Source organism: Streptomyces sp. NPDC031274 (genome assembly GCF_055570235.1).
In genome coordinates this window covers 208,774-230,038 of record NZ_JBVIHP010000018.1, presented here as the reverse complement: position 1 = coordinate 230,038, position 21,265 = coordinate 208,774, and the positions used below count along the sequence as shown (strand labels likewise).

The window sequence follows — 21,265 nt, the reverse complement described above, 5'->3', positions numbered from 1 at the left end:
CGAGCCGACGTCCTCTTCGCGATGCTCCGCGACGGCACCTTCTACGAAGCCCAACCCGCCCCAACCCCTTGACCAAAGTCATAGGGGCACCCCCCCCCAGGAAGGCCCGCCCCCTCCCCGCCGTACCGCACCCGGCCTACCCGGCCCCGGCTCTCCTCCACCAGGCCACCGAGCTCCTGATGGGCCTGCGCCGCCAGGACCCCCGTCTCCCCCTCGCCACCCGCGACGCCGCCCACCTCGCCCCCGGCGTCGCCGCCTGGCTGGAACGCGACGTGACCCCCGACGCCATACGCCACGCCCTGACACGCCAACTGCCCCCCGAGGGCCCACGCCGCCCGGCCGCGCTTCTCGCCCACCGCCTCACAGCGCTGCTGCCGCCTCCACCGCTGCCGGCGTCCGCACCACCCGCCCGGCACCCGCTCCAGAACTGCGACGCCTGCGACCGCGCCTTCCGCGCCCCCGAACCAGGCCGCTGCCGCGACTGCCGACCCAGCTCCATGGAGGCCACCTAGCATGAACGTGACGACCCTTGCCCCTGGGCACAGACGAGGAGCGCACGCCATGACCATCGCCCCGGACGACGCACGGCGGGACTCGCTCCACTACCGAGTCATGCGCGACATCGTGGATCAGATGCAGGACAGCGTTCCCGGAAAACTGGAGATCACCAAGGAAGGGATCGTGCACGACATGGTGTCCCCGGGGCGCCCCCACGAGCTGACCGCAGCCCAAATCAGCCGTCGCCTGGAAAAGCTGATGCCGGACGAAATCCTGGCGCATACGGGAACGCCCGATGTCGAGGAGGAGCCCGAAGGCATCATGCGGCACCCGGACATCATGGTGATCGCCGTAGAAGACATGGAGGGGCAGGGTGCCTTCGACCCACGCACGGGCACCGGAGCGGTCCTGTCCGAGATCCACCCGACACCCCAGGGCCCGCGCTACGCCACCCGCAAGGACTTCGTCTATGGCGAAGACGTCACCATCGGCAAGTGGACGCTTTCGACCGAGGGCCTGCCCCGCTACGAGAACCAGGCCGGCGCGCCGGGCGCATAAGCCTCCGGCGCAGGTGGAGCAGCACGCAAAAGGGCCCGTACGACCGAAGTCGTACGGGCCCTTCCGTTACTGCGTGTACTGCCTTTACTGCGATGCGCTCAGTTCAGAGCAACCGGGTTACCCCGATCCGCAAGCAAGCGGGAAGCTTACTTGTTGATCTTGGTGACCTGGCCGGCGCCGACGGTCCGGCCACCCTCACGGATGGCGAACTTCAGGCCCTCTTCCATCGCGACGGGCTGGATGAGCTCAACGGTCATCTCAGTGTTGTCGCCCGGCATGACCATCTCGGTGCCCTCGGGGAGGGTCACGACGCCGGTCACGTCCGTGGTGCGGAAGTAGAACTGCGGGCGGTAGTTGTTGAAGAAGGGGGTGTGACGGCCACCCTCGTCCTTCGACAGGATGTAGGCCTGGGCCTCGAACTCGGTGTGCGGCGTGACCGAACCGGGCTTGATGATGACCTGGCCGCGCTCGACGTCCTCGCGCTTGATGCCACGGAGGAGCAGACCGACGTTCTCACCGGCCTGGCCCTCGTCGAGCAGCTTGCGGAACATCTCGATGCCGGTGACCGTGGTGGTGGTCTTCTCGGTCTTGATGCCGATGATGTCGACGGTCTCGTTGACCTTGAGGATGCCACGCTCGATACGACCGGTGACGACGGTGCCACGACCGGTGATCGTGAAGACGTCCTCGATCGGCATCAGGAACGGCTTGTCGACGTCACGCTCGGGCTCCGGGATGGACTCGTCGACAGCCTTCATCAGGTTGAGGACGGACTCACCCCACTCCTTGTCGCCCTCGAGCGCCTTGAGCGCCGAGACCTTGACGACCGGCAGGTCGTCGCCCGGGAACTCGTACTCGGAGAGGAGCTCACGGACCTCGAGCTCGACGAGCTCCAGGATCTCCTCGTCGTCCACCATGTCGGCCTTGTTCAGGGCGACGACGATGTACGGAACGCCGACCTGGCGGGCCAGGAGCACGTGCTCCTTGGTCTGCGGCATCGGACCGTCGGTGGCGGCGACCACGAGGATGGCGCCGTCCATCTGCGCGGCACCCGTGATCATGTTCTTGATGTAGTCCGCGTGACCCGGGCAGTCGACGTGCGCGTAGTGACGCGTCTCCGTCTGGTACTCGACGTGCGCGATCGAGATCGTGATACCGCGCTGGCGCTCCTCGGGAGCCTTGTCGATCTGGTCGAAGGCCGAGGCCTCGTTCAGCTCGGGGTAAGCGTCGTGCAGCACCTTGGTAATGGCGGCCGTAAGGGTCGTCTTACCGTGGTCAATGTGACCGATGGTGCCGATGTTGACGTGCGGCTTAGTCCGCTCGAACTTTGCCTTCGCCACTGAATCCTCCTGCGGAGTGGTTCTGTACGCCTTGCTTCATCGGCGCCAGGTGATCTTTGCTGGGATGCCCGGGGCCCGGGGCACCCGACCCGAAGAGGGTCGGAATGCACCGGAGACTCCGGAGTCAAGCCTAAAGCGTCAACTCGGGTGAGTTACTCGCCCTTGGCCTTCGCGATGATCTCCTCGGCGACGTTCCGCGGAACCTCGGCGTAGGAGTCGAACTGCATTGAGTAGCTTGCGCGACCCGACGTCTTGCTGCGGAGGTCTCCGACGTAGCCGAACATCTCCGAGAGGGGCACGAGGCCCTTCACGACGCGAGCGCCGCTGCGCTCCTCCATGGCCTGGATCTGGCCACGACGAGAGTTGATGTCACCGATGACATCACCCATGTAGTCCTCGGGCGTGGTGACCTCGACGGCCATCATCGGCTCGAGCAGCACAGGCTTCGCCTGGCGCGCGGCCTCCTTGAAGGCCTGCGAACCGGCGATCTTGAACGCCAGCTCGGAGGAGTCGACCTCGTGGTAGGCGCCGTCGAGAAGCGTGATGCGAACACCAGTCATCTCGTAGCCCGCCAGGATGCCGAACTGCATGGCCTCCTGCGCACCGGCGTCCACCGACGGGATGTACTCCCGCGGGATACGGCCACCGGTGACCTTGTTCACGAACTCGTACGACGCCTCGCCGCCCTCGATGGGCTCGATCGCGATCTGCACCTTGGCGAACTGACCGGTACCACCGGTCTGCTTCTTGTGGGTGTAGTCCACGCGCTCGACGGCCCGACGGATCGTCTCGCGGTACGCGACCTGGGGCTTGCCGACGTTCGCCTCGACGCGGAACTCGCGCTTCATGCGGTCGACGAGCACCTCGAGGTGAAGCTCGCCCATACCACCGATGATGGTCTGGCCGGTCTCCTCGTCCGAGTGCACCTGGAAGGAGGGGTCCTCCTCCGAGAGGCGCTGGATGGCTACACCCAGCTTCTCCTGGTCACCCTTGGACTTGGGCTCGATGGCGACCTGAATGACCGGCGCCGGGAAGTCCATGGACTCCAGGATGACCGGCTTCTTGTCGTCACACAGCGTCTCACCGGTGGTGGTCTGCTTCAGGCCCATGACGGCGACGATGTCGCCGGCGCCCACCGACTCGATCTCCTCACGCTTGTTCGCGTGCATGCGGTAGATCTTGCCGATGCGCTCCTTCTTGCCCTTGACCGAGTTCAGCACCGCGGTGCCGGCCTGCAGGCGACCGGAGTAGATCCGGACGAAGGTGAGCTTGCCGAGGTGCGGGTCGCTCGCGATCTTGAACGCGAGAGCCGAAAGGGGCTCCTCGTCCGAAGGCTTGCGCTTGACGACGACCTCGGGGTCCTTGACGTCGTGGCCCTCGATGGCCTCGACGTCCAGGGGGGAAGGCAGGTAACGCACGACCGCGTCGAGCAGGGGCTGAACGCCCTTGTTCTTGAACGCGGTGCCACAGAACACGGGGGTGACGGTGGTGTCGCCGCCCTTGCCCGACGCGATGGTGATGCGACGGATGGCCTCGTACAGCTGCTCCTCGCTGGGCTCCTGGCCCTCGAGGTACAGCTCCATCATCTGCTCGTCGTTCTCGGCGACAGCCTCAAGGAGCTTCCCGCGCCACTCATCAGCGGCCTCGGTGTGCGTCGAGGGGATGTCGACGATGTCGTACGCCTCGCCCATCTTGGTCTCTGCGGACCAGACGAAGGCCTTCATCGTGACGAGGTCGACGACACCCTTGAAGTCAGCCTCTGCGCCGATGGGCAGCTGCATGACGATCGGGGTCGCACCGAGGCGGTCGACGATCATGTCGACGCAGCGGTGGAACTCGGCGCCCGTACGGTCGAGCTTGTTGACGAAGCAAATACGCGGGACGCCGTAGCGGTCAGCCTGACGCCACACAGTCTCGGACTGGGGCTCAACACCGGCGACGCCGTCGAACACCGTCACGGCACCGTCGAGCACGCGGAGCGAACGCTCCACCTCGACGGTGAAGTCGACGTGGCCCGGGGTGTCGATGATGTTGATGGTGTGGTCGACGTCGTTCATCGGCCAGTGACAGGTGGTGGCAGCAGAGGTGATCGTGATGCCACGCTCCTGCTCCTGCTCCATCCAGTCCATGGTGGCTGCGCCATCGTGGACTTCACCGATCTTGTACGACACACCGGTGTAGAACAGGATCCGCTCGGTGGTCGTCGTCTTGCCCGCGTCGATGTGGGCCATGATGCCGATGTTGCGCACCTTGGCCAGGTCAAGTGAAGTGGTAGCCATATCGGCTCAGTCTTCTCTCGGTCTCGATGTGGGTAGCGACTACCAGCGGTAGTGCGCGAAGGCCTTGTTGGACTCGGCCATCTTGTGGGTGTCCTCACGCTTCTTCACAGCGGCACCAAGGCCGTTGGAGGCGTCGAGGAGCTCGTTGAGCAGACGCTCGGTCATGGTCTTCTCGCGACGGGCGCGGGAGTAACCGACCAGCCAGCGCAGGGCGAGCGTGTTCGCACGGCCCGGCTTGACCTCGATCGGGACCTGGTAGGTCGCGCCACCGACACGGCGGGACTTGACCTCGAGGGTCGGCTTGATGTTCTCCAGCGCGCGCTTGAGCGTGATGACCGGATCGTTGCCGGTCTTCTCGCGCAGGCCCTCCATGGCGCCGTACACGATGCGCTCAGCGGTGGAGCGCTTGCCGTTCAGCAGCACCTTGTTGATGAGGGAGGTCACCAGAGGAGAACCATAGACCGGGTCGATGATGACCGGGCGCTTCGGGGCGGGGCCCTTACGAGGCATTTCTACTTCTCCTTCTTGGCGCCGTAGCGGCTGCGGGCCTGCTTGCGGTTCTTGACACCCTGGGTGTCAAGGGAGCCGCGGATGATCTTGTAACGAACACCCGGCAGGTCCTTCACACGGCCACCACGCACGAGCACGATGGAGTGCTCCTGCAGGTTGTGTCCCTCACCCGGAATGTAGGCCGTGACCTCGATCCCGGAGGTCAGACGCACACGCGCGACCTTACGGAGTGCCGAGTTCGGCTTCTTCGGGGTGGTCGTGAACACACGCGTGCAGACGCCGCGGCGCTGGGGCGAACCCTCGAGTGCGGGCGTCTTGTTCTTCTCGACCTTGTCCTGCCGGCCCTTTCGGACCAGCTGCTGGATCGTAGGCACTACTTCTCCGGTTTCTGTGTGCCGAATAGTAAAGCTAACCTGGAACATCGCCGACCCACGCGGTCGGGTGTGTCGAATGCTGCAGACTCCCGCCGCAAGGCGGAAAGAGGCGCAGATTACGGTGGCCGTTCTCGGACTCGCGATGCGGCTGAAGACACGCGCGCGAGCCCAGGCACACCCCAGGCACAAGGTCTGAGCGTACCTACCTCATCGGGTTCGGTCAAAACAAATGCAGGCCACCCCGACACGCCGGACTTCTCGACCTTGATCCAACACCGGCTCGGCCGTTCCGAACTATGCCATGGACACTTTAAGTAACTTGAACGGTGCATGGAGTATCGATCAAGGAGGGGTGTATGACGGGGGCGCAATTACCCGGCAGTGGCCTGGATGATCAGGTTCCGTTCCTCGCGCGACTGGAGAGCGCCGACCGCTCGGAGCTCCTGGCTCTGGGCCACGTCCTGAATTTCGCACCTCGCGTCATGCTCCTGCACGAGCGCGAGCCGTCGTCGCATGTCCTCTTTCTGGTGCAGGGCTGGTGCAAAGTGACTGCGGCCGCCCCCAATGGATATGAGGCGCTGCTCGCCCTGCGTGGTCCCGGCGATGTCCTGGGCGAAGCCGCCGCGCTCACCGGACGGCCACGGTCGGCGACGGTGACCGCCCTGGAACCCGTGCGCGCCGTGGCGGTGGAACGCGAGCACTTCACCGACTTCCTCTCCCGCTCCCCTGCTGTCTCATTCGCCCTCCTCGGACTCACTTCCGACCGCACCCGCGCTGCCGACCGCCGACGCCTGGAATTCGCTTCGATGAGCGTGCGGGAGCGGTTCGCCGTGCTGCTGCTCGATCTGGCCCGCACGCACGGCCGTCGGACCGATGACGGCATCGAGCTCTGTGTCCCCCTGAGCAAGCAGGAGCTGGCCGGGTCTGTCGGGGCCTCTCGTGAGGCGGTACAGCGACTCCTCAAGGAGCTTCGCACCCGCGGTGTCGTAGTGACCGGGCGCAGGGCACTGCTCATCGTGCGCCCGGACGTACTACGCCGAATAGCCAGCGCCGAGCATCCGGAGGTCTGACAGCCCTCCGCCTGCCTCGTCGGCCCGAGTTCTGTGCACACGGTCACACTCCGAGTGCGTCATCCGACCTCACGGTCGAGGCCACCCCGCCGCCAAGCTGCTGCGCGGCACAGCTTCCCCAGCTGAGAGGTGACCATGACCGACCCCGTGAGCCGGACCATCCTCCTGCTCGACATCGAGAAGTACAGCAACAGAGACGACGTCGAGCAGGCTTATCTGCGCCGCATGCTCTACAGCATCGCTGACCGTGTCCTGGAGGGCGCAGGCATCGACGCAACGCTGCGGCGGCGTGCCGACCGCGGTGACTCCCTCATGGAGCTGATTGATGCCGGTGCCTCGACGACAGCGCTGCTCCGCGCTCTCCTGACCGAGGCGCCTGTGGAGTTGCGAGCGGTGAACCGGATGGCATCGGCCTCCGCGCAGATCCGGCTCCGCGCCGTGCTCGCTACGGGCTATGTCGCGGTTGACGAGCTCGACGGCTGGGTGGGAGCCGACCTCAACCATGCCTGTCGGCTGCTCGACGCCGACGTGCTGCGCCTGGCCCTGCGGGAACGCCCGAACGACTTCGCCCTGTGCGTCTCGGAGAGCGTGCACCACGGGATCGTGCAGCACGACTACCCAGGTGTTCCCAGGGACGAGTTCCACGCCATCACGGTACGGAGCAAGAACGGGCCGCTGGAGGCCTGGCTGTACGGGCCCGCCCCGAAGGACGTGCAGGGCTCCGACGGGACGAGCGGGCCGGAGGGCGGCGCCGCGCCGACCGCTGCGGCAGGAACCCGGGCCACACCTCCAAGCCACGTCGATCTCAGCAATGCCTCTTTCGGCGGCGGCTACGTGGCCGGCGACCAGCACGGCGTATCCGGAAACGGCACAGTCTTCGGCGACGTTCACCTCGGGGGCGGCGGCGCTGCCAGGCGCGGTGAGCGGGAGTGAGCGTGGGCGAGCCGGGCCCCCGGCCGGGGGCCGCCGGCCCCCGGCAGCCCAGCGACAAAGATGCCGCCGACAGCCCGCAGCAGACGGGGCCCGAGGCCGCTGAGGCAGATGACAAGCCGGAAGAACAGGACCAGCCCCAGGACGCGTGGTCCGCCCGCAGAGACTTGGTTGACCACAGCCCTAAGGCAATGGGCGTCGGTGACAACGCGCGCTTCGGCGGCAGCCTGGTCGCGGGTGATCAGCACGGCGTGAGCGGCGGCCTGGTCGCCGGCGACGTCATCATGGGGAGCAAGACGGAGATCTACCACTTCGGGGTCTCCACCACGAGCCACGGCTCCGGCGAGGTGCCGGTGTCGACCCTGGACCGCCTCGCCCCGTACTTCGTGACCAACGAGTCCGTCTTCGAGAGCCTCCTGGCGCGGCTTCGCGCGGAGCGGGTCATCGTGCTGTCCGGTCCACACTTCACCGGGCGCCGAACCGCCGCGCTGATGCTGCTCCGGCGTCTGGGTGCCTCCCCTGTCCGCTCCCTCGTCCGCGACACCACACCCGCACAACTCGTCCAGCAGCTCAGCGACGGCCAACACGCGGCCAAGGGATACGTGCTGTGCGACCTGACCACCCGCCGCGACCAACCGCTCCGGGAACCACATCTCCTCGCCGCGCGCGCCAAACTCGCCGAGGAGGACGCTTACTTGGTCATCACGGTCGGTCCAATGGCCGCCCTGGAGGACATCTCCCCCGTCGAATGGAAGCCCCCGAGCCCCTCGGAAGCACTGCAGAGGCACCTGCTGGAGCTGACCGACGAGGCGACGACGGACCGGCTGCTGGCACTGCCCGCCGTCTCGGCGTTCCTGGAGCGCGACCACCAGTTGCGCGAAGTGGCGTCCTTCGCGAAGTACCTCAAGCGGTACGCGGACGGAGAAGTCACCGAAGAGGCCGTCGGGGCCTTCTCGCTGTTCACCCTCGAAAGCCAGGTCCAGGAGTGGTTCGACGAGAACGAGGAGCTGATTCCGCTACGGGACAAGGCATTTCTCATCGCCCTGGCCGCCTTCGACGGAGGCCCCTATGCACTCACGGCCGAACTGAGCGACCTGCTCTACACCTTCCTGCAGGACACCGCGAACTCGGCGTTGCAGCCACAGGTCCCCGTCTTCGGCACCCACATCGGCAAGCGTCTCCAACTCGCTCGCGCCAAGTGGTATCCGGAGGAAGAGAACACGGAGTGGGGGCCGGTCACACAGTCCAAGGCCGCTTTCCTCGACAACCGGGTCTCGCTGGTCCTCCTGCGCGAGGTGTGGACCGGGCATCCCTCGGCGAGGCCCGCACTCGTGTACTGGCTGCAACGGCTCGCCGGTGACGGCAGGCCTCTGGTGCGCACCCGCGCGGCATCCACCGTCGCCGTCCTCGCGTACGCGGATTTGCCCTCCACCATGGCTCTGATCATCGAGCCATGGGCGACGTCCAACCTGTTCCGCCACCGTCTCGTGGCGGTCAACTCACTGACACTCGCACACCTCCTGGAGGCGCCCAACGTTCCGAGCATCCTCGACTCCTGGTGCGAGAGCGAGGATCCCGCGATGCGCTGGGTGGCCATCCGCGCGTACGGCCTGATCGGCGCGGAGCGGCCGAAACAGACCCTCGCCGCTCTTCGGAGCGCAGTCCACAAGGAGTACGAACCCGTCGACGAGGGCGGCGACGAGGAAGACATGGACGAGCTCATGGTGAAGCAGCTCGCACAGTCCGTGGAACTGCTGCTGCTCTCCCCGGTCGGCGAGCAGGTCCTCGACGAACTGCTGCACCGACTCGACCAGGACCGGGCCGTACACGATCTCGCCCTGCGCGGCTTCCTCAGCGCGTGTGCGCGACGGAAGGAGGACGCACGCAACGGACGTCCACTGATCCTCGACTGGTACGCGACCTCGGCGGCCGACGGAGGCCGCGCGGCCGGCGGGATCGTACGGCTCTGGCGCTCGGCGCTCGAAGATCGCAGGCATACGAGAGCCGCACTGGAGGAGCTGGGTGGCTGGATACGCGCCGCCGACCACGATCCGGCGACGGAATGGGCGCTTGCCGGCCTGCTCCCCGCCCTGGTCTCCACGGCCTCCGAACACCAACGCCTGAGTCACCTCCTGCGCACCGTGCGCGGAGAGGACGGCGCTGACCCGCCTCCCGTCGCTGCCCGTCTGCTGACCGTTCTGCCGAACCGTCGCTGAACCACGGACTACCACAGCGTCCGCACGAACCCCTCAAGGAGACGCCATGCCCGACTTCCGCCGACCGCCGGACTGGGATCAATCAGCCGACCGGCACACGTCCCTGATCGATCCCGTCATCACTGTCCGGCAGCTCTCACGGTTCGGATTCGCCCGCAGGGCGCTGACCCGGATCGACCACGCCCTGGTCTTCTCCACCTCCAGGGGCGGATACGAGGCCTACCTGCCGCCCCTGCGCCCGAGCCGCGGCGAGGTGGCGGCGAAGCGCTACACATCGGTATACGAGGTGGACATGGGCGTCCACCCGCACAAAGCCGAGATCCCCCTGCCCAGCGACAACGACGCCTTCGAGTTCGTCGCCGCAGTCGATTTGTCGTGGCAGGTCGTCGCCCCCGCCGCCTTCGTCAAGAGCGGCCACCGGAACGTACCGGCCCTGCTTCTCGGCGAACTGCAGCTGGCCGCTCGGCCCCTCACACGCCGGTTCGCCATCCACGACAGTGCGCGCGCCGAGCGGCAGCTGCTGCACGCTCTCTCCGGCCAGGCACCGCTCGGCACAGCCGAGGGTCTCCAGGTGCTATGGACCCTGCGGCTGCGCCGCGACCAGCAGAACATCGACCACCAGCGGCGAATCCAGTCGATCGACCACAACGCCGCCGAGCAGATACGCACCGAGCAGCAGGGCGTGGCGTACGACATCGAGCTCGACCGGCGGACCCGCCGACAGGACGAGCTCCAGGCGGGGCGGGCCACGGAGTACGGACGGCTCGACCACGAGCTCGCGCTCCAGCGGCAGGTATGGCAGCAGGAGCAGGACCAATTGCGGGCCCGCCACGAGGCGGAGCTCCGACAGCTCGAAGCCGAGAAGATCGCGTTCTACCAGGAGTATCTGGAACAGGGGGGCGTGGTGGCCTGGGCCATGCATCTCGCCAAGAATCCACAGGATTCACGGCTCGTGGTCGACAGCATGCGCGAGGACCAACTTCGTTTGATCCTCGCTGAGCTGGAGCTGGCCAGGGAACTCCTGGGCGGCAACAGCGCAGAGGACTACGAACTGGAAGGGCCCAAGCGACGGGCCCTGGACGTCATGTACAAGATCTTCAACCAGCACGTGCCGGGAATCTCTCAGGACCAATCGCCGTCGACGACGCCCGCGCCGCCGGATTCGCGGCTTACCAGGGCCGACCCGCCTCAAGACACGCCGCTGTCGGCGCACTCGAAAGAGGAGTCGGGCACGGGCGCAGAGACAGACCAGGCACCCTCAGAGCAGACCGGCGGCTTCCCCGGCTGGCAACCGCCTCCGGGCTACGGCAGTTCACCGAGCGCGCCGCCACCACAGCGCTACGGCGAAGAGCAAGGGGACCTCGCCCCATGACCCCTGCCCGCGCTCCCGCGCCCCTGCCGCCCGTCTCCGCGCCCGGAACCATGACCGCCGAACGCCTTCTCACCGATCTACGCACCGAGATCGCCCGCGCGGATGCCAAGGCCGCGGTGTTGGTGGCAGCCCTCGGCGTGATGGCGGGCGTCTTCAGCGGTCTGCTCGCCCGCCGCGAATGGACGCCCGCCTCCCTGTCCGTCTCCGCCAGTTCGACATGGTGGTCGGGTGTTCTCGCACTCGCCCTGACTCTGCTCGCGCTCCTCATGGCCGTTCTGCCGCGCTACGGCACGAGCAGATGGACACCGGGCGCTCCCCTGTCGTACTTCGGCGACATCCAACGGGCCGCACGCAGCGGCCACTTGGCAGAAGCGCTGGTCGACACCGAACGCGATCCGACGGCCGACGCGATCGCGGCTCTGTCCGCGACCAGCCGTATCGCCCTGCGCAAGCACCAGTGGGTACGCACGGGCCTGATCGCCTTCACCATCGCCTCGGTGCTGCTCCCCGGATCCCTGCTCATTGGCTGACTTCCCCTCTTCCCGGAGGCTGATCATGGCCCGACCGCACTCTCCACAACAGCCCGAACCCCCTGACGACGATGCGCCCGCCCCTGACGACCTCGACTACCACCACCGCGGCGGCCGTCTCCACTTCACCGCCCATCAACGCGGGCTGGACGCCACGGCCCTGGGTCGACTCGTCCTGCACCTGCCCGGAACACTCATGAGCCTGCTGGTCCTGCTTCTGATATCCGGTGGTCTGGATGCCTGGCTGGGCATTCCGTTCTGGATATTTCCGCTGGTCTGGCTGCTGTCCGGGGCCATGGTCTTTCACCGCCCCACGGAAGACCTCTTCGCCCGATACCTGCTGCGGCTGCAGCGTCCGATGCCCGAGGAGTACGCGCGTCTCGCTCCCGTCTGGCACGAGGTGACCGCACGCGCGGGCGTTGACGGCCAGGCGTACGACCTCTGGGTTGAGGACAGCGACGACCTCAACGCCTACGCAGCATGCGGTCACATCGTCGGGGTCACCCGGTTCGCACTCGACCGACTGCCGAGCTCGCAGCTAGCCGCCGTACTCGCCCACGAGCTGGGCCATCACACCGGTGGCCACGTCTGGGTCTCGCTGCTCGGCTACTGGTACGCGCTGCCGGGGCTTGCGGCCTGGTACACGATCCGAATGATCGTCGCCTACGCTCTGGCGTTCACCAGCTACTTCTCCTGGGCGGCGACAGCAGTGCTGGTGCTCGTGATCTGCATCATCAGCTACACCACGATCACCCGCCTGTACGGGCTACCGCTGCTGCTGCTCGTCACTCCGTATCTGATCGCCGCTGTCGGTCGACGGGCGGAGCTTCGCGCGGACCAGCACGCCGCCGCGCTCGGATTCGCCCCCATGCTGGCCCAGGTTCTGGAGGCCATGTACGCGACCGAGACCGAAGCCAAACGGCAGACCGTGGTCGCCGCCGCCGGGCACAAGCTGGCCGCGCCCAGGCTGCTGGATCAACTGCTCTCCACACACCCCGACTATCCGACCCGCATCCACCGACTACGCCCGTACCTGTGACCGGTCGGGCCAGGAACGCCGAAGGGCGGCCACCCCCGAAGGGATGACCGCCCATTCAACTCAAGCGACTATCAGGCAACGCCTACTGGTTGTACGGACCGTAGTCGTAGTCCTCCAGCGGAACAGCCTGGCCGGAGCCCGTGCCGAAGGGCGAGTAGTCGATGTCGTCGTAACCGACGGCCGAGTACATCGCTGCCTTGGCCTCTTCGGTCGGCTCCACCCGGATGTTGCGGTAGCGGGAGAGACCCGTACCGGCCGGGATGAGCTTACCGATGATGACGTTCTCCTTGAGGCCGATCAGGGAGTCGGACTTGGCGTTGATCGCCGCGTCCGTCAGGACCCTGGTCGTCTCCTGGAAGGAAGCCGCGGAGAGCCACGACTCCGTCGCAAGCGAGGCCTTGGTGATACCCATCAGCTGCGGACGGCCGGAGGCCGGGTGGCCGCCTTCCGTGACCGTGCGACGGTTCTCGGTCTCGAACTTCGAGCGCTCGACGAGCTCGCCCGGCAGCAGTTCCGCGTCGCCGGACTCGATGATCGTCACGCGGCGCAGCATCTGCCGGATGATGATCTCGATGTGCTTGTCGTGGATCGACACGCCCTGGCTGTTGTAGACCTTCTGGACTTCGCCGACCAGGTGGACCTGGACCGCGCGCTGACCGAGGATCCGCAGCACGTCGTGCGGGTTGGTGGCACCGAAGGTGAGCTTCTGGCCCACCTCGACGTGGTCACCCTCACGCACGAGGACCTTGGCGCGCTTCGAGATCGGGAAGGGAGTCTCGTCGCTGCCGTCGTCCGGCGTGACGACGATCTTCTTGGTCTTCTCGGTCTCCTCGATACGGATGCGGCCTGCCGCCTCCGAGATCGGGGCGACACCCTTGGGCGTACGAGCCTCGAAGAGCTCGACGACACGGGGCAGACCCTGGGTGATGTCGTCACCGGCCACACCACCGGTGTGGAAGGTACGCATCGTCAGCTGCGTGCCGGGCTCACCGATGGACTGGGCGGCGATGATGCCGACCGCCTCACCGATGTCGACCAGCTTGCCGGTGGCGAGCGAACGGCCGTAGCAGAAGGCACAGGTGCCGACCGCGGACTCGCAGGTCAGGACCGAACGGGTCTTGACCTCCTCGACGCCGTTGGCGACCAGGGCGTCGATCAGGACGTCACCGAGGTCGACGTTCGCCGGCGCGATGACCTTGCCGTCGATGACGACGTCCTCGGCCAGCATGCGGGCGTACACCGAGGTCTCGACGTTCTCCGTCTTGCGGAGCACACCGTCCTCGCCCTTGACCGCGATCTTGAGCTTCAGACCGCGCTCGGTGCCACAGTCCTCCTCGCGAATGATGACGTCCTGAGAGACGTCGACCAGACGACGGGTGAGGTAACCGGAGTCAGCGGTACGGAGAGCCGTGTCCGCGAGACCCTTACGAGCACCGTGGGTGGAGATGAAGTACTCAAGGACCGAGAGGCCCTCACGGAACGACGCCTTAATCGGACGCGGGATCGTCTCGTTCTTCGCGTTCGACACCAGACCACGCATACCGGCGATCTGACGCATCTGCATCATGTTTCCTCGGGCACCCGAGTCAACCATCATGAAGATGGGGTTCGTCTTGGGGAAGTTCGCGTTCATCGCCTCGGCAACCTCGTTGGTCGCCTTGGTCCAGATCGCGATGAGCTCCTGCGTGCGCTCGTCCTTGGTGATCAGACCGCGCTCGTACTGCTTCTGGACCTTCTCGTCCTGCGCCTCGTAACCCGCGACGATGGCCTTCTTGGCCTCGGGCACGACGACGTCGGAGATGGCCACGGTGACGCCCGAACGGGTCGCCCAGTGGAAGCCCGCCGCCTTCAGGTTGTCGAGCGTCGCCGCCACGATGACCTTGGGGTAGCGCTCGGCCAGGTCGTTGACGATCTCGGAGAGCTGCTTCTTGCCCACCGAGTAGTCGACGAACGGGTAGTCCTCGGGCAGCAGCTCGTTGAAGAGCGCGCGGCCCAGGGTCGTACGCAGCCGGAAGCTGTCGCCCTGCTGGTACTCCTGCTCGCCCTCTTCGACGGCCGGCGGGGTCCAGCCGCGCGGCGGGATGGTGCCCACCGGGAAGCGGATGTCGACCTTCGCCTGGAGCGAGAGCTCCTTGGCGTCGAACGCCATGGTCGCCTCGGCGGAGGAACCGAACGAACGGCCCTCACCGATGACCTTGCGCTCTTCCTCGTCCGTCGTGAGGAAGAAGAGACCGAGAACCATGTCCTGGGTCGGCATGGTGACGGGACGGCCGTCTGCCGGCTTCAGAATGTTGTTCGAGGACAGCATCAGGATGCGGGCCTCGGCCTGCGCCTCCGCGGAGAGCGGCAGGTGCACGGCCATCTGGTCACCGTCGAAGTCCGCGTTGAACGCGGTGCAGACGAGCGGGTGGATCTGAATGGCCTTGCCCTCGACCAGCTGCGGCTCGAAGGCCTGGATGCCGAGGCGGTGCAGCGTCGGCGCACGGTTCAGGAGAACCGGGTGCTCGGCGATGACCTCTTCCAGGACGTCGTACACGACCGTGCGGCCGCGCTCGACCATGCGCTTCGCCGACTTGATGTTCTGCGCGTGGTTGAGGTCAACCAGGCGCTTCATCACGAACGGCTTGAAGAGCTCAAGCGCCATGGCCTTCGGCAGACCACACTGGTGCAGCTTCAGCTGCGGGCCGACGACGATCACGGAACGCGCGGAGTAGTCCACACGCTTACCGAGAAGGTTCTGACGGAAACGACCCTGCTTGCCCTTGAGCATGTCGCTCAGGGACTTCAGCGGGCGGTTACCGGGACCGGTGACCGGGCGACCACGACGACCGTTGTCGAAGAGGGCGTCCACGGCCTCCTGGAGCATGCGCTTCTCGTTGTTCACGATGATCTCGGGAGCACCGAGGTCGAGAAGCCGCTTCAGGCGGTTGTTGCGGTTGATCACGCGGCGGTACAGGTCGTTCAGGTCGGAGGTCGCGAAGCGGCCACCGTCCAGCTGCACCATCGGACGCAGGTCCGGCGGGATGACCGGCACGCAGTCGAGCACCATGCCCTTGGGGCTGTTGCTGGTCTGCAGGAACGCGGAGACGACCTTGAGGCGCTTGAGCGCACGGGTCTTCTTCTGGCCCTTGCCGGTACGGATGATCTCGCGAAGCCGCTCGGCTTCCTCATCCAGGTCGAACGACTCAAGGCGCTTCTGCAGTGCAGCGGCACCCATCGAACCGTCGAAGTACGTGCCGAAGCGGTCACGCAGCTCGCGGTAGAGCAGCTCGTCACCCTCCAGGTCCTGGACCTTGAGGTTCTTGAAGCGGTTCCACACCTCGTCGAGACGGTCGATCTCGCGCTGCGCACGGTCGCGCAGCTGCTTCATCTCCCGCTCGGCACCTTCGCGCACCTTGCGGCGCACGTCGGCCTTGGCGCCCTCGGCCTCGAGCTCGGCCAGGTCGGTCTCGAGCTTCTTGGCGCGGGCCTCCAGGTCGGAGTCGCGACGGTTCTCGACCTGCTGACGCTCCACGGAGACGTGCGCCTCCAGGGAGGGCAGGTCACGCGTACGGCGCTCCTCGTCCACGAACGTGATCATGTACGCCGCGAAGTAGATGACCTTTTCGAGGTCCTTCGGGGCGAGATCAAGCAGGTAGCCGAGGCGCGACGGAACGCCCTTGAAGTACCAGATGTGCGTGACAGGGGCGGCCAGCTCAATGTGGCCCATCCGCTCACGACGCACCTTGGCGCGAGTGACCTCGACGCCGCAGCGCTCGCAGATGATGCCCTTGAAGCGGACACGCTTGTACTTACCGCAGTAGCACTCCCAGTCCCGGGTCGGACCGAAGATCTTCTCGCAGAAGAGTCCGTCCTTCTCGGGCTTGAGCGTGCGGTAGTTGATGGTCTCCGGCTTCTTGACCTCGCCGTGGGACCACTGTCGGATGTCGTCCGCGGTGGCAAGGCCGATCCGCAGCTCGTCGAAGAAGTTGACGTCGAGCACTTTGTCGTCAATCCCTCTTTCGGGGTCGAGTCTCAATCATGGTCTGAACGGGTCCGGGGAGAGCCGGCCGGACACGAGGTCCGGCCGGCCAACCCGTCAGACCTCTTCGACGCTGCTCGGCTCGCGCCGGGACAGGTCGATACCGAGCTCCTCCGCCGCGCGGAAGACGTCCTCGTCGGTGTCGCGCATCTCGATGGACATGCCGTCCGAGGACAGCACCTCCACGTTGAGGCAGAGCGACTGCATTTCCTTGATGAGCACCTTGAAGGACTCGGGAATGCCGGGCTCGGGGATGTTCTCGCCCTTGACGATGGCCTCGTAGACCTTCACGCGGCCGGTCACGTCGTCGGACTTGATCGTCAGCAGCTCCTGGAGGGCGTATGCGGCGCCATAAGCCTCAAGCGCCCACACCTCCATCTCACCGAAGCGCTGACCACCGAACTGAGCCTTACCACCCAGCGGCTGCTGGGTGATCATGGAGTACGGACCGGTCGAACGAGCGTGGAGCTTGTCGTCGACCAGGTGGTGCAGCTTGAGGATGTACATGTACCCGATCGAGATCGGGTCCGGGAACGGCTCGCCCGAGCGACCGTCGAACAGCCGCGCCTTGCCGGACGGCATGACCATGCGGTCGCCGTCGCGGTTCGGGACGGTGTGCTCGAGGAGGCCGGTCAGCTCGTCCTCGCGGGCGCCGTCGAAGACCGGAGTCGCGACGTTCGTCCGCGGGGCGACCTGGTCGGCGCCGATGCGCTGCAGGCTCTGCGCCCACTCCTCGCTGAGGCCGGAGACGTCCCAGCCCTGGCTGGCGAGCCAGCCGAGGTGGATCTCCAGGACCTGACCCGGGTTCATTCGGGACGGGACACCCAGCGGGTTGAGGATGATGTCGACCGGCGTGCCGTCCTCAAGGAAGGGCATGTCCTCGATCGGAAGGATCTTGGAGATGACACCCTTGTTGCCGTGCCGGCCGGCGAGCTTGTCGCCGTCCGTGATCTTGCGCTTCTGCGCCACGTAGACACGAACCAGCTGGTTCACGCCCGGCGGCAGCTCGTCGCCCTCTTCACGGTCGAAGACGCGTACGCCGATGACCTTGCCGATCTCACCGTGCGGCACCTTCAGCGAGGTGTCGCGCACCTCGCGCGCCTTCTCACCGAAGATCGCGCGGAGCAGGCGCTCCTCGGGGGTCAGCTCGGTCTCACCCTTGGGCGTGACCTTGCCGACGAGGATGTCGCCGGCGACGACCTCGGCACCGATACGGATGATGCCGCGCTCGTCGAGGTCGGCGAGGACCTCTTCGGAGACGTTCGGGATGTCCCGGGTGATCTCCTCCGGGCCCAGCTTGGTGTCACGGGCGTCGACCTCGTGCTCCTCGATGTGGATCGAGGAGAGGACGTCGTCCTGCACGAGGCGCTGCGACAGGATGATCGCGTCCTCGTAGTTGTGACCTTCCCAAGGCATGAACGCCACGAGCAGGTTCTTGCCGAGGGCCATCTCGCCCTCTTCGGTCGCGGGACCGTCGGCCAGAACCTGGCCCTCGATCACGCGGGCGCCCTCGTCGACGACAACCTTCTGGTTGACCGAGGTGCCCTGGTTCGACCGGGAGAACTTGGCGATGCGGTACGTGGTGTACGTGCCGTCGTCGTTCGTGACCGTGACGTAGTCCGCGGAGACCTCCTGGACCACACCCGCCTTCTCGGCCTTGATCACGTCACCGGCGTCGACCGCACAGCGGTACTCCATGCCGGTGCCGACGAGGGGAGCCTCGGCGGTGATCAGCGGCACGGCCTGACGCATCATGTTCGCGCCCATGAGGGCACGGTTGGCGTCGTCGTGCTCGAGGAACGGGATCATCGCGGTCGCGACCGACACCATCTGGCGCGGCGAGACGTCCATGTAGTCGACGTCGTCGCCGGGGATGTAGTCGATCTCTCCGCCACGACGGCGGACCAGGACGCGCGACTCGGTGAAGCGCATGTCCTCACCGAGCACGGCGTTGGCCTGGGCGATCACGAAGCGGTCTTCTTCGTCGGCCGTGAGGTAGTCGACGTCGTCGGTGACGACGCCCTCGACGACCTTGCGGTACGGCGTCTCGACGAAGCCGAACGCGTTGACGCGGCCGTACGAGGCGAGCGAACCGATCAGACCGATGTTGGGGCCTTCGGGAGTCTCAATCGGGCACATGCGGCCGTAGTGAGACGGGTGAACGTCACGGACCTCGAAGCCGGCCCGCTCACGGGAGAGACCACCCGGGCCAAGCGCCGACAGACGGCGCTTGTGGGTGAGACCCGACAGCGGGTTGTTCTGGTCCATGAACTGCGACAGCTGGCTGGTGCCGAAGAACTCCTTGATGGAGGCGACGACCGGCCGGATGTTGATCAGCGTCTGCGGCGTGATCGCCTCGACGTCCTGAGTCGTCATGCGCTCGCGGACGACGCGCTCCATACGAGCCAGACCCGTGCGGACCTGGTTCTGGATGAGCTCGCCGACGTTGCGCAGACGACGGTTGCCGAAGTGGTCGATGTCGTCGGTCTCGACGACGATCGACGTGCCGCTGTCACCGACGGTCTCGACCTCACCGGCGTGCAGCTTCACCAGGTACTTGATCGAGGCGATGATGTCCTCGACCGTGAGGATGCCCGCGTCGAGCGGAGCGTCCGCACCCAGCTTCTTGTTCACCTTGTAGCGGCCGACCTTCGCGAGGTCGTAGCGCTTGGGGTTGAAGTAGAGGTTCTCAAGCAGCGTCTGAGCAGCCTCGCGCGTCGGCGGCTCGCCCGGACGGAGCTTGCGGTAGATGTCGAGCAGCGCGTCGTCCTGGCCCTGGGTGTGGTCCTTCTCCAGGGTGGCGCGCATGGACTCGTACTCGCCGAACTCCTCGAGGATCTGCTCGGTCGTCCAACCGAGAGCCTTGAGCAGAACGGTGACCGACTGCTTGCGCTTGCGGTCGATGCGCACACCGACCATGTCGCGCTTGTCGATTTCCATCTCCAGCCAGGCACCCCGGGACGGGATGATCTTGGCGGAGAAAATGTCCTTGTCGGACGTCTTGTCGATCGAGGAATCGAAGTAGACACCCGGCGAACGGACCAGCTGCGACACGACGACACGCTCGGTGCCGTTGATGACGAAGGTGCCCTTGTTGGTCATGAGCGGGAAATCGCCCATGAAGACCGTCTGGGACTTGATCTCGCCGGTCTCGTTGTTGGTGAACTCAGCGGTGACGAAGAGCGGAGCGGCGAACGTGAAGTCGCGCTCCTTGCACTCGTCGATGGAGTTCTTCGGGGGCTCAAAACGGTGGTCGCGGAACGTCAGGGACATCGACCCGGAGAAGTCCTCGATCGGAGAGATCTCCTCGAAGATCTCCTCCAGACCGGACTTGGTGGGGACGTCCTGTCCACTGTCGAGAGCCGCCTCGACACGACCCTTCCACGCTTCATTCCCGAGCAGCCAGTCAAAGCTCTCGGTCTGCAGCGCAAGAAGGTTCGGAACCTCGAGGGGCTCCCTGATCTTTGCAAAGGAAATGCGCAGCGGGGCGGTGCTGGCGCCGTTGTTCGTATTCGCGGTCGAGGCAGTGCGCGAGGCGGCCAAGAGGGGGTCCTTCCGAGGGCTCGGACTCACTACGCGCGTACCGGTCCCAGGCTGGACAGGGGGACAGAATTCCCAGGTCAGGGAAGATTCGGTCCACAGTGCTCAAGCATGGGCATGCCCCTGGTGACGGGCAGGAGGCAGCTAACAGGCAGCGCAAAGGGTCAGTGTAGCCAGTTGGCCCACTGATGTCCAGTGCGGGTTTTGGAAGACCCTCGTTGTTCTCAACCCCTGCTGCAAGCCACGCCCTCGATGCACATCGATACTGCCCTCTTCGCCGCCGATCCATGCCTCGGATGCGGATCGTTGTGACGACGCGTCCTGAGAATTGCGCGCTCCGTGCGGTTCGTCAAGGCCCCCCTGCCCCGACATGGCTCCCAGAGCGTCACCGTCACGGCCGTTCCGAGGCACAACGAAGATCACCATACTCGTCGGGGCGGACTACGCAAGGCAGCCGTGGGGTGCGCCGGAGAACGCCGAAGGGCGACCACCCAGATGGGTGATCGCCCTTGGCAGGCGTCGCCTCAGCGACGCTCAAAAGGAGTCAGACGACTCGCGAGGTTACTTGACCTCGACCGAGGCGCCGGCAGCCTTGAGGGACTCGGCAGCCTTCTCGGCGGCCTCCTTGGCGACCTTCTCGAGGACCGGCTTCGGGGTGCCGTCGACCAGGTCCTTGGCCTCCTTGAGGCCCAGGGAGGTGAGCTCGCGCACGACCTTGATGACCTGGATCTTCTTCTCGCCGGCGCCGGTGAGGACGACGTCGAACTCGTCCTGCTCCTCGACGGCCTCAGCGGCGGCGGCGGGGCCGGCCGGGGCGGCGGCGACGGCCGCGGCGGCGGTGACGTCGAACTTCTCCTCGAAGGCCTTCACGAACTCGGAGAGCTCGATGAGGGTGAGCTCCTCGAACTGGGCAAGCAGGTCTTCCTGGCTGAGCTTCGCCATGATGGGCGATCCTTCCACTAATTCGGCTGGTGCCGGGTGTATATGA

General features: G+C 66.1%; 14 protein-coding genes and 1 pseudogene. 8 read left to right on the top strand and 7 right to left on the bottom strand.

All coding sequences use genetic code 11. The annotated features are described in order from the left end of the window. Nucleotides 1-512 (top strand): annotated as a pseudogene (locus ACZ5CR_RS27840) (helix-turn-helix domain-containing protein); the annotation flags it as partial. A gap of 49 nt (nucleotides 513-561) precedes the next feature. Next, the gene (locus tag ACZ5CR_RS27835) at nucleotides 562-1,056 is read left to right on the top strand and encodes a Uma2 family endonuclease (protein ID WP_468862143.1); all 495 of its coding nucleotides are present in this window, start codon (nucleotides 562-564) and stop codon (nucleotides 1,054-1,056) included. Between the two features lie 146 nt (nucleotides 1,057-1,202). On the opposite strand, the gene tuf is transcribed toward ACZ5CR_RS27835, so the two are convergent. The 4 genes from tuf to rpsL all read right to left on the bottom strand — a co-directional run bounded on the left by tuf (nucleotide 1,203) and on the right by rpsL (nucleotide 5,559). After that, nucleotides 1,203-2,396 (bottom strand): elongation factor Tu, encoded by a 1,194-nt coding sequence (tuf, locus tag ACZ5CR_RS27830; protein WP_160506655.1) that lies wholly within the window; start codon nucleotides 2,394-2,396, stop codon nucleotides 1,203-1,205. A 152-nt stretch (nucleotides 2,397-2,548) separates the two neighbouring features. Next, nucleotides 2,549-4,675, bottom strand: a complete 2,127-nt coding sequence (gene fusA, locus ACZ5CR_RS27825; protein ID WP_468862141.1) for an elongation factor G — start codon at nucleotides 4,673-4,675, stop codon at nucleotides 2,549-2,551. 39 nt (nucleotides 4,676-4,714) lie between these two features. Beyond that, the gene (rpsG, locus tag ACZ5CR_RS27820; protein ID WP_003974303.1) at nucleotides 4,715-5,185 is read right to left on the bottom strand and encodes a 30S ribosomal protein S7; all 471 of its coding nucleotides are present in this window, start codon (nucleotides 5,183-5,185) and stop codon (nucleotides 4,715-4,717) included. Between the two features lie 2 nt (nucleotides 5,186-5,187). Then, the gene (gene rpsL / locus ACZ5CR_RS27815; RefSeq protein ID WP_003948652.1) at nucleotides 5,188-5,559 is read right to left on the bottom strand and encodes a 30S ribosomal protein S12; all 372 of its coding nucleotides are present in this window, start codon (nucleotides 5,557-5,559) and stop codon (nucleotides 5,188-5,190) included. Nucleotides 5,560-5,915: 356 nt separating this feature from the next. On the opposite strand from rpsL, the gene ACZ5CR_RS27810 reads away from it, so the two are divergent. From ACZ5CR_RS27810 to ACZ5CR_RS27785, 6 genes are all read left to right on the top strand, one after another. Beyond that, nucleotides 5,916-6,629: a Crp/Fnr family transcriptional regulator gene (locus ACZ5CR_RS27810; RefSeq protein ID WP_468862139.1), complete on the top strand. Its 714-nt coding sequence runs from the start codon at nucleotides 5,916-5,918 to the stop codon at nucleotides 6,627-6,629. A gap of 135 nt (nucleotides 6,630-6,764) precedes the next feature. Then, a complete protein-coding gene (locus ACZ5CR_RS27805; protein ID WP_468862136.1) occupies nucleotides 6,765-7,562 on the top strand; it encodes a hypothetical protein in 798 nt (265 codons plus the stop codon). A 188-nt stretch (nucleotides 7,563-7,750) separates the two neighbouring features. Continuing rightward, entirely contained in the window at nucleotides 7,751-9,775 is a 2,025-nt protein-coding gene (locus tag ACZ5CR_RS27800; RefSeq protein WP_468862134.1) for a hypothetical protein, read from the top strand. 46 nt (nucleotides 9,776-9,821) lie between these two features. Further along, a complete protein-coding gene (locus ACZ5CR_RS27795; protein WP_468862132.1) occupies nucleotides 9,822-11,147 on the top strand; it encodes a hypothetical protein in 1,326 nt (441 codons plus the stop codon). Then, nucleotides 11,144-11,677 (top strand): Pycsar system effector family protein, encoded by a 534-nt coding sequence (locus ACZ5CR_RS27790; RefSeq protein WP_468862129.1) that lies wholly within the window; start codon nucleotides 11,144-11,146, stop codon nucleotides 11,675-11,677. Before ACZ5CR_RS27795 ends, ACZ5CR_RS27790 begins: the two co-directional genes overlap by 4 nt. Before the next feature lie 25 nt (nucleotides 11,678-11,702). Then, complete coding sequence (locus ACZ5CR_RS27785; RefSeq protein WP_468862127.1) at nucleotides 11,703-12,716, top strand: M48 family metalloprotease; 1,014 nt, start codon at nucleotides 11,703-11,705, stop codon at nucleotides 12,714-12,716. A gap of 82 nt (nucleotides 12,717-12,798) precedes the next feature. On the opposite strand, the gene ACZ5CR_RS27780 is transcribed toward ACZ5CR_RS27785, so the two are convergent. The 3 genes from ACZ5CR_RS27780 to rplL form a co-directional block, all read right to left on the bottom strand. Continuing rightward, nucleotides 12,799-16,698: a DNA-directed RNA polymerase subunit beta' gene (locus ACZ5CR_RS27780; protein ID WP_468862126.1), complete on the bottom strand. Its 3,900-nt coding sequence runs from the start codon at nucleotides 16,696-16,698 to the stop codon at nucleotides 12,799-12,801. Nucleotides 16,699-16,794: 96 nt separating this feature from the next. Beyond that, nucleotides 16,795-20,280: a DNA-directed RNA polymerase subunit beta gene (rpoB, locus tag ACZ5CR_RS27775; RefSeq protein WP_468862123.1), complete on the bottom strand. Its 3,486-nt coding sequence runs from the start codon at nucleotides 20,278-20,280 to the stop codon at nucleotides 16,795-16,797. A gap of 558 nt (nucleotides 20,281-20,838) precedes the next feature. Further along, nucleotides 20,839-21,219, bottom strand: a complete 381-nt coding sequence (gene rplL, locus ACZ5CR_RS27770) for a 50S ribosomal protein L7/L12 (protein ID WP_468862121.1) — start codon at nucleotides 21,217-21,219, stop codon at nucleotides 20,839-20,841. Nucleotides 21,220-21,265: the final 46 nt, after the last annotated feature.

Bases quoted from the DNA above. Each gene is read 5' to 3' on its own strand.
- ACZ5CR_RS27810 (WP_468862139.1), top strand. From the start codon at position 5,916: ATGACGGGGGCGCAATTACCCGGCAGTGGCCTGGATGATCAGGTTCCG.
- rpsG (WP_003974303.1), bottom strand. From the start codon at position 5,185: ATGCCTCGTAAGGGCCCCGCCCCGAAGCGCCCGGTCATCATCGACCCG.
- ACZ5CR_RS27785 (WP_468862127.1), top strand. From the start codon at position 11,703: ATGGCCCGACCGCACTCTCCACAACAGCCCGAACCCCCTGACGACGAT.
- rplL (WP_468862121.1), bottom strand. From the start codon at position 21,219: ATGGCGAAGCTCAGCCAGGAAGACCTGCTTGCCCAGTTCGAGGAGCTC.
- ACZ5CR_RS27800 (WP_468862134.1), top strand. From the start codon at position 7,751: ATGGGCGTCGGTGACAACGCGCGCTTCGGCGGCAGCCTGGTCGCGGGT.
- fusA (WP_468862141.1), bottom strand. From the start codon at position 4,675: ATGGCTACCACTTCACTTGACCTGGCCAAGGTGCGCAACATCGGCATC.
- ACZ5CR_RS27795 (WP_468862132.1), top strand. From the start codon at position 9,822: ATGCCCGACTTCCGCCGACCGCCGGACTGGGATCAATCAGCCGACCGG.
- ACZ5CR_RS27790 (WP_468862129.1), top strand. From the start codon at position 11,144: ATGACCCCTGCCCGCGCTCCCGCGCCCCTGCCGCCCGTCTCCGCGCCC.
- ACZ5CR_RS27805 (WP_468862136.1), top strand. From the start codon at position 6,765: ATGACCGACCCCGTGAGCCGGACCATCCTCCTGCTCGACATCGAGAAG.
- ACZ5CR_RS27835 (WP_468862143.1), top strand. From the start codon at position 562: ATGACCATCGCCCCGGACGACGCACGGCGGGACTCGCTCCACTACCGA.